General features: G+C 41.5%; 14 protein-coding genes. All 14 read right to left on the bottom strand.

All coding sequences use genetic code 11. The features are described from left to right. Window positions 1–124: 124 nt before the first annotated feature. The 14 genes from NLF99_RS12670 to NLF99_RS12605 are packed head-to-tail and all read right to left on the bottom strand — an operon-like array spanning window position 125 to window position 13,014. Window positions 125–1,510, bottom strand: coding sequence for an NADH-quinone oxidoreductase subunit N (locus NLF99_RS12670; protein ID WP_254528683.1), 1,386 nt, complete (start codon window positions 1,508–1,510; stop codon window positions 125–127). 20 nt (window positions 1,511–1,530) lie between these two features. Continuing rightward, window positions 1,531–2,979, bottom strand: a complete 1,449-nt coding sequence (locus NLF99_RS12665; RefSeq protein WP_254528681.1) for a NuoM family protein — start codon at window positions 2,977–2,979, stop codon at window positions 1,531–1,533. 18 nt (window positions 2,980–2,997) lie between these two features. After that, on the bottom strand, window positions 2,998–4,920 hold the full coding sequence (gene nuoL / locus NLF99_RS12660) for an NADH-quinone oxidoreductase subunit L (protein ID WP_254528679.1): 1,923 nt from the start codon (window positions 4,918–4,920) through the stop codon (window positions 2,998–3,000). Between the two features lie 31 nt (window positions 4,921–4,951). After that, entirely contained in the window at window positions 4,952–5,281 is a 330-nt protein-coding gene (gene nuoK / locus NLF99_RS12655) for an NADH-quinone oxidoreductase subunit NuoK (RefSeq protein ID WP_185218458.1), read from the bottom strand. Beyond that, a complete protein-coding gene (locus NLF99_RS12650) occupies window positions 5,274–5,780 on the bottom strand; it encodes an NADH-quinone oxidoreductase subunit J (RefSeq protein ID WP_254528677.1) in 507 nt (168 codons plus the stop codon). The genes nuoK and NLF99_RS12650 overlap by 8 nt, the downstream gene beginning before the upstream one ends. Before the next feature lie 3 nt (window positions 5,781–5,783). Then, a complete protein-coding gene (locus NLF99_RS12645) occupies window positions 5,784–6,308 on the bottom strand; it encodes an NADH-quinone oxidoreductase subunit I (RefSeq protein WP_254528675.1) in 525 nt (174 codons plus the stop codon). An 11-nt stretch (window positions 6,309–6,319) separates the two neighbouring features. After that, on the bottom strand, window positions 6,320–7,357 hold the full coding sequence (nuoH, locus tag NLF99_RS12640; RefSeq protein WP_093099573.1) for an NADH-quinone oxidoreductase subunit NuoH: 1,038 nt from the start codon (window positions 7,355–7,357) through the stop codon (window positions 6,320–6,322). 12 nt (window positions 7,358–7,369) lie between these two features. Next, window positions 7,370–8,386 (bottom strand): 2Fe-2S iron-sulfur cluster-binding protein, encoded by a 1,017-nt coding sequence (locus tag NLF99_RS12635; protein ID WP_254528673.1) that lies wholly within the window; start codon window positions 8,384–8,386, stop codon window positions 7,370–7,372. 27 nt (window positions 8,387–8,413) lie between these two features. Then, window positions 8,414–9,769 (bottom strand): NADH-quinone oxidoreductase subunit NuoF, encoded by a 1,356-nt coding sequence (gene nuoF / locus NLF99_RS12630; protein ID WP_254528671.1) that lies wholly within the window; start codon window positions 9,767–9,769, stop codon window positions 8,414–8,416. Between the two features lie 4 nt (window positions 9,770–9,773). Next, entirely contained in the window at window positions 9,774–10,301 is a 528-nt protein-coding gene (gene nuoE, locus NLF99_RS12625; protein ID WP_254528669.1) for an NAD(P)H-dependent oxidoreductase subunit E, read from the bottom strand. Next, a complete protein-coding gene (locus tag NLF99_RS12620; protein ID WP_254528667.1) occupies window positions 10,294–11,529 on the bottom strand; it encodes an NADH-quinone oxidoreductase subunit D in 1,236 nt (411 codons plus the stop codon). Before NLF99_RS12620 ends, nuoE begins: the two co-directional genes overlap by 8 nt. A gap of 11 nt (window positions 11,530–11,540) precedes the next feature. After that, on the bottom strand, window positions 11,541–12,044 hold the full coding sequence (locus tag NLF99_RS12615; RefSeq protein WP_254528665.1) for an NADH-quinone oxidoreductase subunit C: 504 nt from the start codon (window positions 12,042–12,044) through the stop codon (window positions 11,541–11,543). Next, entirely contained in the window at window positions 12,037–12,591 is a 555-nt protein-coding gene (locus NLF99_RS12610; RefSeq protein WP_093099582.1) for an NADH-quinone oxidoreductase subunit B, read from the bottom strand. The genes NLF99_RS12615 and NLF99_RS12610 overlap by 8 nt, the downstream gene beginning before the upstream one ends. 42 nt (window positions 12,592–12,633) lie before the next feature. Beyond that, a complete protein-coding gene (locus NLF99_RS12605) occupies window positions 12,634–13,014 on the bottom strand; it encodes an NADH-quinone oxidoreductase subunit A (RefSeq protein ID WP_093099584.1) in 381 nt (126 codons plus the stop codon). Window positions 13,015–13,970 lie beyond the last annotated feature (956 nt).

Raw genomic sequence — 13,970 nt, 5'->3', positions numbered from 1 at the left:
ATGATTTTAACAACTACACATCAAAACAAAAGGTCAGGATATTTTCAATCCTGACCTTTGTTCTTTATATCTTCAATAAAACATCCAAAACCTTTATCTAGGTTTCATGCCTATTGTCTAATGTCTATTTCGCGAACCAAATCAATGCATCTGGATAGATTCCCAACACAAATGTCAGGATTACGGAAAGCACAAATACAATCTGGAAATTGATCGGCATGCTTACTGTTGTATCTTCCTTCGAGCTCATGAAGTACATATGTACCACCACTCTCAAATAGTAATACACACCTACAGCAGCATTGATTGCGGCTAATACCAATAATACGGTATGGTAATCATTCATAACATTAGAGAACATCATGAACTTACCGATAAAACCTGCAGTCAAAGGAATACCAGCTAATGAAAGCATGGAAATCGTGATACAGAAAGCTAACCATGGATTTCTTTTTCCTAAACCATTGAAGGATTCAAAACTATCAGATCCAGCCTGGCGTTTCACCAATATCAAAGCGCCAAAGGAAATAATCGAAGCCAATCCGTAAGCAGCTGAATAAGTTAATATACCGGAAGTAGAATTGGGCCCAATGGAAAGGATGGCAAAAAGCATATATCCAGCATGTGAAATACTAGAGTATGCCAACATGCGCTTATAGCTTGTCTGCATCAAAGCAGTCACGTTTCCAATAAAGAGGGTAATGATCACTACGGTCAATAGAACCGGAGTCCAGAATTCGTTCAAAGGAACCAAGACTGTGCTAAACAATTTAAGGAAACCAGCGAATGAAGCAATCTTCACTACGGTACTCATAAAGATCGTAATCAGGATCGGTGCACCATCATAAACATCTGGAGTCCAGAAATGGAATGGTGCAGCACCAACTTTGAAACATAACCCAACCAACAACAATAAGATACCACCATAGAACATTGGAGAAATACCCGTTGGATTATCAATAATATATTGTTTGATTACAGCCAAATCAAAAGATCCGGTCGATCCGTATAACAGGGTTATACCGAACAACAAGAAACCCGTTGAGAAAGCCCCCATCAAGAAATATTTCAAGGAAGATTCATTTGATGCCTTATCCGTCCTTCTGATACCAGCCAAGATATACAAGGCCACCGACATAATCTCAAGGCCAATAAATAACATGGCAAAATTATGGTATGAACAAACTAAAATGGCACCCGTTAAGGAGAATAAGATCAACGAATAGTATTCTGCGATATTATCGGAAATGGACTTAAAGTACTCTTTCGACAATAACAGGATCAGAATGGTCAATGCTATACATAGCATCGAAAAAGAAAGAGAAAAATGATCAAAAATAACCATTCCTCTATATAAAGGCTCAGCCTGGACGTTCCAATAATAGGCCTCAAATCCAAAGGCAACCAACAAGCCTAATATACTAACAGGCAGTAATGCATTTTTAGCTTTGTACAAGCCTAAATACAAAAGCAGAATACCTAACAAAGAAAGCGTAATAATCGCACCCATAATATATCTTTAAACTTGTACTATTTAATTTGTTGTAATAACTGTGAAACTGATGCCTCTGAAAGATGCAATAAACCATTCGGAAGGACACCTATTAAAATAACTAGAATGACAATGATCGATAATAAGATCACCTCATATCCAGCAATATCTTTTACTTGAACATGGTTGTCGTTGATCTGGCCCAACATGGTTTTTTGATAAAGACGAAGCATGTACACCGCTCCAAAAATCAAGGTTGTACCACCGATCACAGCATACCAAACGCCGCTTCCTGTCGCACCAAAGATACCCTTCAACAACAAGAATTCACCAATGAAACCATTTGTTAGTGGTAATCCTATCGCACCCATGATGATGACCAAGAAAGTCACCGCTAGGAAAGGCATTCTCGTTGCCAATCCGCCTAAATCAGCTAGATCCCTTGTTCCTGTTCTACGCTGAATAACGTCGATAACAAAGAACAGTCCGACAACTGAAATACCGTGGTTGATCATCTGAAGAATCGCCCCCTGCATTCCCTCCTGTGTCAAGGAGAAAATACCTGCAGCAATAAGACCTACGTGAGAAATGGAAGAGTAAGCGATCAAGCGTTTAGCATCTTTCATCTTGAATGCGATGATCGCTCCATAAACGACACCGATGATTCCCATGATCAAGGCAACATTGCCATATCTAGAAACCGCTTCCGGTGCCAATGGCAATAACCAACGCAATAGACCAAACAGACCCATCTTCAACATGATACCTGACAAAAGCATGGTTCCAGTTACGGAAGCATGTGTATAGGTATCGGGTTGCCATGAATGGAATGGAAATAAAGGGATCTTGATTGCAAAAGCAATAAAGAATGCCCAGAAAACCCAACGTTGGGCTGCATCTGTAAGATCCAGTTTAGTCAAGGTCGCCCATGACATATCCTTCCCTCCGGTTTGCTGATATAAATAGATAATCGCAATTAACATCAGTAAACTTCCGAAGAAGGTATAAACAAAAAATTTCAAGTTTATTTTGATACGGTTTCCATCTCCCCACAATGCACAGATAAAGTAGATTGGGATCAAGGCAGCTTCCCACCCAACATAGAATGAAAAAGCATCCAAAGAGATAAACACCAATACCAATCCAGCTTGCATAAAGGAAACTAAACCATAGAATCCACCCTTTTGCTCATGGCCAAAACTTGCCAAGATAATTAAAGGGACCAAGCCGTTGGTTAAGATCAACATAGGAAGGCTAATACCATCCAAACCGATCTGGAATTGAATCCCTAAGCTTGAAATCCAGTTCCAGCTTTGCGAAAACTGAATGCTCGCATCAGGCACAAAATTACAGACGAAAGGAATTGTTAAGCCTAATTGAATAAGTGACAAGACCAATGCAGCCCATTTAGCAGAGCTGTTCTTGATAAAGGCTAAAATAATAGCACTTATTACAGGTAAAATTAGCAGTATAAAAAGGTTGTCCATTGATTCCTAAATTCTGATCTAGATTGTAAATAATCCATAAAGCATGAAAGCAATAACTCCGATCACCATCATAAATATATAAAACCCAACATTCCCACTCTGGATTTGACGAATGCCTTTCCCTGAAGAAACAAACAATTCACCAATTCCATTGACCAAACCATCGATACCTGACTTCTCAACAACGGTATGCAAGAATTTGGACAATCCATTCAACGGACGAACAAATAATGTATCATACAATTGATCAATGTACATTTTATGGTAAGATAGGTTATATAGTCCGCCTTGTTCGGCTGAACCATCTGCCTGAGGAATATCTGATTTTTTGATGTACTTATTGTAAGCAACAAAAGCCATGATAATTGCACCCAATGCGGATGCACCCATTAAGATAAACTCTGTACTATGCGATAAGTGGAACGGCTCTACAACCTGGTTGGTTTGGGTAAATACTGGACTCAGGAAGTTAGCCAACCATGCTCCGCCGTGTAGTGCCTCTGGAACATTGATCAATCCACCTAGAACCGAAAGTACGGCAAGTACGATCAGTGGAATGGTCATTGAACTTGGCGATTCGTGTAGATGATGTTTCTGGCTCTCTGTTCCGCGGAATTCCCCGAAGAACGTCAGATACAACAACCTGAACATATAGAACGCCGTACATAAAGCCCCAATAAAACCTAATGCCCAAAAAATTGGACTCGCCACAAATGCATGGGCAAGGATTTCATCTTTTGAAAAGAAACCCGACAATGGTGGAATCCCAGAAATAGCTATCGTACCGATCAACATCGTTGCATACGTGATAGGTAGGTATTTCTTTAGACCACCCATTTTTCGCATATCTTGTTCCTCGCTCATTGCATGGATTACAGAACCTGCACCCAAGAACAATAATGCTTTGAAAAAGGCATGGGTCAATACATGGAAAAATGCGCCTGTAAAGGCACCTACACCTAATCCCAAAAACATATATCCCAATTGCGACACCGTTGAATAGGCTAAAACCTTCTTGATATCATTTTGGGTAATGGCAATAAATGCTGCCACTAAAGCCGTTGCCACACCGATGATCGCAATGATCTCCATGGTAACAGGAGATAATGTGAACATGATATTTGAACGAGCAATCATATAGATACCCGCAGTTACCATCGTTGCAGCGTGGATCAAGGCCGAAACCGGTGTCGGACCAGCCATCGCGTCTGGTAACCAAGTAAATAATGGAATCTGGGCCGATTTACCTGTGGCTGCTACAAATAACAATAAGGTAATGACCAATAGGGTCGAGTCACCCATGGCCAATTGACCTGCTGCAGGGAATACCGCTTGAAACTCCAACGACCCAAAATTGACCAAGATAAAGAACATGGCGATCAAGAATCCCAAATCACCGATACGGTTCATGACAAAAGCTTTTTTCGCTGCCTTAGCATAATTGCTGTTCTTGAACCAGAAGCCAATCAATAAATAAGAACACAATCCAACACCTTCCCAGCCAATGAACATGACAAGGTAATTGGATCCTAATACCAATAGCAACATAAAGAAGATAAACAGGTTCAAATACGAAAAGTATTTGCCAAAACCTTCATCATTTGCCATATAACCAACAGAGTATAGATGGATCAAAAATCCTACTCCGGTAATGATCAATAACATGATTGAACTCAATGGGTCAACCAAAAAACTTATATTGAAACTAAAATTTCCTACTGTAAACCAGTTATATACTTCTTGGAAAATAACACCGTCACCACCAGCTTGCCTTGCATCATAAACTTCCTTGAATATACCACAGCTTAGTAAAAATGAAATGAGGATTGTTCCACATCCAATTATTGAAATCAATGGTCTTGGTGTGCTTTTTCTCAGCAATCCAATCATTAGAAACCCTAATAAAGGAAGTAAGGGGAGCATCCAAATGAATTCTTTCATATACAATTCTCTCTAAAATTCTTATCTATTTTTACCACCTCAGTTTATTCAGGGAATCAATATCCACTGATTTGGTATTCCTATAAACCATAATAATTATCGCTAGTCCGACCGCAACCTCTGCCGCAGCCAAAGCCATAATAAAAAACACAAAAACCTGTCCGCTTGGGTCCCCACGGTATGCCGAGAACGCAGCCAACAATAAATTCACCGAATTAAGCATCAGCTCGATCGACATCATGATAATAATGACATTTCGGCGAATCAATACCCCAATAACACCGATCACGAAGATGATGCTACAGAATATCAAATAATGATTCAGGGGAATACCCTGCATATTTTCAATTAAACTACCCATTTTGTTTCGCTCGTGTTTCTTTCTTTGCCAATAAGACTGCTCCGACCATGGCTGTTAACAATAATATAGAGGACAGTTCAAAGGGCAACAAAAAGTCCTTGAACAATACTTTACCCAAGTTCTTTACCAGACCTATATCCTCATGGCTCTTTACAAACTCATTATTGGTTTCCAGCACCCTAAATGCACCTAGGAACACTGCCAATAGGCACATCCCAGCAATTGCTCCCATAAATTTTACGAGATGGGATTTCATAGGCTCGGAATCTTTGTTCAGGTTCAACAACATCAGGACAAACAGGAATAAGACCATGATCGCCCCCATGTAAACAATAAAATTAACTACGGCCAAAAACTGCGCATTCAATAGAATGTAATGCACGGTAAAGGTGAAAAACGTAATAACTAAGTAGAGTACACTATGTACAGGATTCTTCGTGAAGATGGTCATCAACGCAAAGAATATCGATAGAAACGCTACAAAATAAAATATGGTCATAGGTTATGCTTGCTGATTTTGAGATAATTTGGTGATATCAAACTTTGGTTCCAACAATTTGTCTTTACCGTAAATGAAATCCTTGCGTAAATAATCTGCAGTAACATGTTTCCCGTCTAGATAGATCGCCTCTTTCGGACATGCTTCTTCACATAGTCCACAAAAGATACAACGCAACATGTTGATTTCATAAACAACTGCATATTTCTCTTCCCTGTACAGGTTCTCCTCCCCTTTCTGGCGCTCTCCAGCAGTCATCGTAATGGCTTCTGCAGGACAAGACAAGGCACATAGGCCACAAGCTGTACAACGCTCCCTTCCCTGTTCATCACGCTTTAAGGAATGTTGTCCCCTAAAGTTCTTTGAATAAGGCCTGATCTCCTCCGGATACTTGATCGTAGGGATCTTCTTGAAGAAGTGTCTTATGGTAATCGATAAACCTTTGGCGATAGCAGGCAAATAAATGCGCTCCCAAAAGTTCATCGGCTTCTGTTCTAATACTTTTTTTCTATTTGATAACGACTGCATATCTCTCCCGATTAAAAGTAAGTATCTTTAACAATGGTAATGATTCCTGTCAAAACGATATTGGCAATGGCCAATGGAATCAACATTTTCCAGCCTAAATTCATCAACTGGTCATATCTGAAACGCGGCAAGGTCCATCTTACCCACATAAAGAAGAAGATGAAACCAAATATCTTCGCAAAGAATACCAATACTCCAATGATAGTGATCCAGTTTTCTGAAAGACCTAGATCATACATAAATGGAAAATTATAGCCCCCGAAATACAAGGCTGCCATCAATGAAGAGGACACGAACATATTGATGTACTCAGAGAACATATAAAGACCCAATTTCATGGATGAATATTCCGTATGGTATCCCCCAACCAATTCAGTCTCACATTCTGGCAAGTCAAATGGTACACGGTTACATTCCGCAAATGCACAGGTCATAAAGATCAGGAATCCAAGAGGCTGAACCCAGATATTCCAGTTTACAAATCCTGATTGTTGTGCTACGATCTCTCCAATGGATAGCGTTCCGGTCACCATTAATAAGGCGATCAAGGAAAGTCCCATGGCAATCTCATAACTGATACTTTGTGAAGCCGCACGAATAGCTCCCATTAACGAGAACTTGTTGTTCGATGCCCATCCACCAAGCATGATCCCATAAACACCAAGAGCAATAACCCCAAAGATGTAAAGCACTCCAATATTCACATCGGCAACCTGTAAGCTGATCGCTTTGTCACCAATGGTCAAGGTTTGCCCCCAAGGAATTACCGCCGAACTGATACAGGCTGTAATAATGGCTATGGTCGGCCCTAAAATAAATAAGGTTTTATGTGCTCCCGCAGGAATGATTTCTTCTTTGAAAAAGAATTTACCACCATCACATAAAGGCTGTAAGATACCAAATGCTCCAGCTCTATCCGGACCGTGGCGATCCTGCATAAAACCCGCAATCTTACGCTCAGCTAACGTGGAATACATGGCAATGACCAAGGTAACCACGAATATGATGACAACTAAGATTAATTTCTCTAAAATAAAGGCCGTTTCCATCTTCCCTATTTTCTATTTTAATTTTTCAGATCTTGCTAACTGCTCCACATTGGCTTCCTGCAATACAGGATTGTCCTTGATGACACTTGGAGGATCAAATTGATGGTAGTGGTTGGAAGCAATAACCGATTGATAGCTGATCTTGGTCGGCTCCTCTAAAATCCACTCATCCGTACGTTTGGTCTCAAACCTACAGGTATCACAGATAAACTCATCAACCTCATTATACTCATCCTTTCTTCCTGTCACTCGGATCACATCGGGTCCTTTGTACCACAATGTAACCTTGCCAGAACATTTTGGACAATCGCGGTGCGCATCCACCGGCTTGGTAAACCAAACCCTGTTCTTAAACCTGAATGTCTTGTCTGTCAATGCTCCAACTGGACATACATCGATCACATTCCCAATGAAATCATGATCTAAGGCCTCGTGGATATAGGTTGAAATTTCTGCATGGTCTCCACGGAACAAAATCCCATGTTCCCTTTTATTTGTCAATTGATTCGCAACATATACACAGCGATAGCATAAAATGCATCGGTTCATGTGCAGCTGGATCTTTTCACCAATATCAATTCGCTCAAATGTCCTGCGCTCAAATTCATATCTGGTCTTCTCAGCACCGTGCTCATAGCTCAAGTCCTGAAGCTTACACTCGCCTGCCTGGTCACAGACCGGGCAATCTAACGGGTGGTTGATCAATAACATCTCCACGACCGCCTTTCTTGCATCCACGACATCTGGAGAGGTAATATTCAGCACCTCCATTCCGTCCATGACCGTTGTACGGCATGATGCAACCAGCTTAGGCATTGGTCTTGGATCCTTTTCTGATCCTTTGCTTACTTTCACCAAGCAGGTACGGCATTTCCCGCCTGTACCTTCCAGCTTAGAATAATAGCACATCGCCGGAGGTACGATCTCCCCACCAATCTGCCTAGCAGCATTTAATATCGTAGTACCCGGAGCAACTTCAATTGTTATTCCGTCTATCGTTACTTTAAAATTTTGAACTTCTTCTGCCATTGTTGCTTTTTGTTAAAATGACCCTAATTATTCCGTTACTGGAACCAATGGATCTGCATAATGTGCTAAACCGTAGTTTCTCTTCTGGGCTTCTTCTGGATGAAGGATATGCCACTCAAATTCATCCCTAAAGTGACGGATTGCCGCTGCAACAGGCCATGCTGCTGCATCACCAAGTGGACAGATGGTATTGCCTTCAATCTTTTGTTGCACTTGCCACAATAGGTCGATGTCCGACATATCGCCATGACCCGTCTCAATCTTGTTCAGGATCTTTTCCATCCAGCCCGTACCTTCACGACATGGTGAACATTGTCCACAGCTCTCATGACGGTAAAAACGTGTATAGTTATAGGTATTCCTCACAATACATTGATCCTCATCAAAAACGATAAAACCGCCGGAACCCATTGCGGTACCACTGACAAAACCGCCATCTGCCAATGACTCATAGGTCATCAGGCGCGGTTCGCCTTTCATGGTTTTTACGATCAGGTTTGCTGGAAGGATAGGAACGGACGATCCTCCGGCAACAACGGCCTTCAATCGCTTTCCATTTGCCATACCTCCACAATATTCATCAGAGAAAATAAACTCTTCTACTGGAAGCCCCATCTCAATTTCATAAACACCAGGCTTTGCAATATTGCCTGAAGCTGAAATCAATTTAGTTCCCGTACTTCTTTCAATTCCAATTTTTGCATACTCCTCACCACCGTCGTTGACAATTGGTACCGTAGCTGCAATGGATTCCACGTTGTTTACCACCGTCGGACAGCCATATAGACCGGCAACAGCTGGAAATGGAGGTTTAATCCTAGGATTACCTCTTTTTCCCTCAAGGGATTCCAACAGGGCAGTTTCCTCGCCACAGATATAGGCACCACCTCCTGGTTGTACATAGATCTCTAGGTCGTAACCTGTCCCTAAGATATTTTTACCTAAAAATCCAGCCGCTTTTGCTTCTTCGATGGCCTTCTCCATAATACGGATTTGAGGCATCATCTCGCCACGGATATAGATATATGATGTATGCGCACCTAATGCATAGCTGGAAACGATCATTCCTTCTATTAAAGCATGCGGAATATAGGTCATTAAGTAACGGTCCTTGAATGTTCCCGGCTCCGACTCATCCCCATTGCAGACCAAATAACGTGGAACACCTTCTGGCTTCGCCAAAAAGCTCCATTTCATGCCTGTAGGGAACCCTGCTCCACCACGGCCACGAAGACCTGATTTCTTCACCTCTTCCACGACATCCTCAGGAGACATGCTCTTCAAGGCTTTCTCTACAGCTCGGTAACCACCCTTCTCCCGATAAACAGCGAAGGTGTTGATTCCTGGCACATTGATATGTTCTAATAATAACTTACGTCCCATATTACTAAGCCTCGCTTTTTGATTTATTCTTTAAATCGCCGATCAATTGATCGACACTCTCTGCTGTCAGGTTCTCATAGAAGGTATAGCTTGGACCGATCTGAAGGACCGGGCCAAATCCACATGCCGCCAAACACTCGACGCCACGCCATGAAAACATCCCGTCGGCAGTTACTTCGCCTTCTTTTACGCCTAACCTTTCCTCAAGATGAGCCATGATCTTTTCTGCTCCTACTAGGCAGCATGGACCCGTTCGGCAAACCTCCAGGACAAACTTACCTTGCGGTTGTAAGAAATACATGGTATAGAATGTCGCTACTTCAAACACTTCAATTGGCTCTATGCTTAAGAAGGTCGCCACTTTTTCCATGGCATCCACGCTTAACCAGCCATATTCTTCCTGCACAAGGTGAAGGATAGGCAATAAAGCTGATTTCTGTTTACCTTCTGGATAACGACTTACCACTTCGGAGAATTTCCCCAAAAGTTCTGTCGAAAACTCGACAATCATATTTTCTTTAACACTAAGCATCTAATTCACCAGCTATTACGTTTAAACTACTCATATTGATAATCGCATCTGAAATCAACATTCCGCTACTCATCGGGGCAAACATCTGATAATTGATGAATGATGGTCTTCTAAAATGTAAACGATACGGAGTTCTTCCGCCGTCATGAACCATATAGAAACCTAATTCACCATTTGCTCCCTCTACGGCATGGTAAACCTCAGCCTTTGGAGCATCCCATTCTCCCATCACAATCTTAAAGTGATAGATCAAGGCCTCCATACTTGTATATACTTGCTCTTTTGGTGGCAGGTAAAAATCAGGAACATCCGCATGGAAAATGCCTTTCGGATCTTTGTCTATTTTCTCCAAGGCCTGCTCGATGATTCGAAGAGATTGCCACATCTCCTCATTCCTGACCATAAATCGATCGTAAACATCGCCGTTTGTCCCTACTGGAATATCAAAATCAAATTCCTCGTATGAACAGTACGGTGAATGCGCTCTCACATCATAATCCACGCCTGTTGCGCGTAAGATAGGACCTGACCAGCTATAACTTAATGCTTCCTCTGGGGTAACCGCGGCTACGTTGGAGGTACGCTCGATAAAAATTCTATTTCTGTCAAACAACTCTTGGAACTCCCTCAAAACTGGCGGGAATCTCTTTAAGAACTCTCTGATCTTTTCAAAAGCCACTTCGTTGAAATCACGTTCAAACCCACCGATACGACCAATATTGGTCGTCAGACGGGCGCCACAGATCTCTTCATAGATTTCATAGATGAACTCACGCTCCTGCATTACGTACAGGAATCCTGAAAAGGCTCCTGTATCAACCCCCAAAATACCATTACAGATAATGTGGTCTGCAATCCTCGCCAACTCCATCACAATGACACGCATATATTGAACGCGTTTTGGAATCTCAATATCCAAGAGTTTCTCTACGGTCATGTGCCAACCCATATTGTTGATAGGCGATGAACAGTAGTTCAGGCGGTCTGTTAAAGGTGTAATTTGATAGAAAGGTCTATGCTCTGCAATTTTTTCGAATGCACGGTGGATATAGCCAATGGTGGAAACACCACTGACGATACGTTCACCATCAATCTGCACAACATTTTGAAACACACCATGCGTTGCAGGGTGGGTAGGACCAATATTTAGGGTTACCAAGTCATCTTGAGGATCATTATCATCAAAGACTGGTGCATTATGTGATATTCTTGAAATCGATTTACTCATGACATCCTCTCTTAACGTCCAAAATAAAAATCCTTTTTGTCTACACGGTTTGGATCTTCCAGCGGGTATTCCTTACGCATTGGGAAAACTTCCAGGTCATCCATGTTAAGGATTCTCCTTAAGTCTGGGTGGCCTTCAAAATTGATCCCAAAGAAATCATAAGTTTCACGTTCCATCCAATTCGCCCCATTCCAAAGAACGGTAGCACTTGGAATGCTCGGATTTTCCTTTTCCAAGAAAACCTTGATCCGAATGCGGACATTATGAACTAAACTATGGACATGGTACACAACAGCGAAAGGCTTTTCACGCTCCGGATAGTGGACTGCCGTAATATCAGTCAAATAGATAAACTGCATCGCCTCATCATTCTTGATGGTCGAAAGCAGCTCTATGATATTTTCCTTATCGGTTTCGACTGTTAGAAGTCCTTTAGGTTCTGATATATGGTTTACTGATTCTCCGAATTTAGCGTTCAGACTATCAATAACCATTTGATTAGTCAACTTATCCATTATCTGTTGCAATTCCGTACTTTTCTAACAAAGCCTTATATTCAGGCGTATTTCTTCTGTTCAAAGACTCGTTCTTTACAATATCTTGAAGCCTAAGCACTCCATCTAAGATTGCTTCAGGACGCGGAGGGCATCCAGGGACATAAACATCTACCGGAATGATCTCATCAATCCCTTGCAAAACGGAATAGGTATCAAAAATACCCCCACTAGAAGCACATGCTCCGACAGCGATAACCCAACGTGGTTCGGCCATCTGCACATAAACCTGCTTCAATACTGGAGCCATTTTCTTGGCAATGGTTCCCATCACAAGCAACATATCCGCCTGTCTCGGTGAAAAACTTGGACGCTCAGCACCAAATCGCGCTAAATCATAGGTAGATCCCATCGTTGCCATGAACTCAATTCCACAGCAGGAGGTTGCAAATGGCAATGGCCATAAGGAGTTGGCTCTCGCCAAGCCTATGGCTTTATCCAATGTTGTTGCAAAAAATCCTGCTCCTTCTACACCTGGAGGCGCATCTGATAAGGTTATATTACTCATCTCTTTGTTTATTAAAGTGATCTTCAAGGAATTAACCAAAGGTTAGTCCCAATCCAATGCCTTCTTCTTTATGACATAAATAAACCCTAAAAGCAATAAGCCCATGAATACAAACATCTCAATCAACCCCTGCACGCCAAATTCACGGAAATTAACTGCCCATGGATACATAAAGATCACCTCGATATCAAAGATGACGAACAAGATTGCTACCAAGAAATATTTGATGGAAAACGGCTGCCTAGCATTCCCTACAACCTCAACCCCAGACTCAAAAGCGCTCAATTTATTCTCTGTACGCACTTTTGGACCAATTAAATGGGTGCCGATAATTGTTGTAACACCGAAACCAACGGCCACAGCCAATTGAATTAATATAGGAATATAATCTATAGGTGCACTTTGCCCTGCTAATCCTTCCATATCTTTAGTTTATTGCTATTAGTAGTCTAGCAAAAATAACAATTTATGTCAATAAAAAAAGTGAGGGACAACCGGATAGCTCGGCTTTTTGTTATTTTGAATCATTATAAATAGCAAGGTAACAGGGTTTTGAGAAAGAGAAATACTAGCTCCAGAGGAGGTGGGTTGTTTGAGGATACAAGAACCCCCAGGGGGGTGGAATATTTGTGGAAAAGGCAAGCGTTTCATTTCCGCGGCCATCTGAGAAGTAAAAATTTGAGCTAAATTTATTGGAAGGTGATGACAGCATGTTGGCGATGAAAATAAATTAGCTCTTTTATTTTTTAAATATAGAACCCCTTTTGGGGTTCCATTATTTTAGCAGACATGGCACGTTAGCCTGGAAGTCGCGCAAAAACGATGTTCGATTAATCGAACATCGTTTTTGCATAAACCCTATATTGTTCCCATCCATGCTAAAATAATTTATCCCCGCTGGGGATATATGGCGTATAAAAATATTCCTTTGATAAATAGATATGCGCCTGAATAGCTAGAAACACAGTTCTACCAAAATGTCATTAGTAGGCACGAAGAATCTCGGAACTAAATAGAAAATGACATCATTGGCGAACAGGTTCTTCACTAATCGTTCAGAATCAAATATTCCCAGAGAGGGATTCAGATCGCAGCGAAGAATCTATTGTTGTTTTTTAGGATGCCAATCATTCCGAAATCGCAAGATGAGGAAACCATTTTTTTTGATGCTTAATGAAGGAATCGAAGTGATTTGGAAGAGGCTTATTGATCTCCATCATATGTGCCTGCTTGTGGCGGGCGTATGCGATATGCCCCTTCTATGTTGTATTCCAAATTTTTTCTTGATTATTTGCCTCTATGGTTGTTTTTCCTTTCCCTTTCCCTTGCTTTGGGCCAAAGGTTGCCCAGCTGATGGTTTTTCCAACAGCTGCGATATG

The sequence above is a fragment of the Sphingobacterium sp. LZ11T8 genome (genome assembly GCF_024261425.1).
Taxonomy (GTDB): domain Bacteria; phylum Bacteroidota; class Bacteroidia; order Sphingobacteriales; family Sphingobacteriaceae; genus Sphingobacterium.
This window is presented reverse-complemented; position numbering and strand designations above follow the sequence as displayed.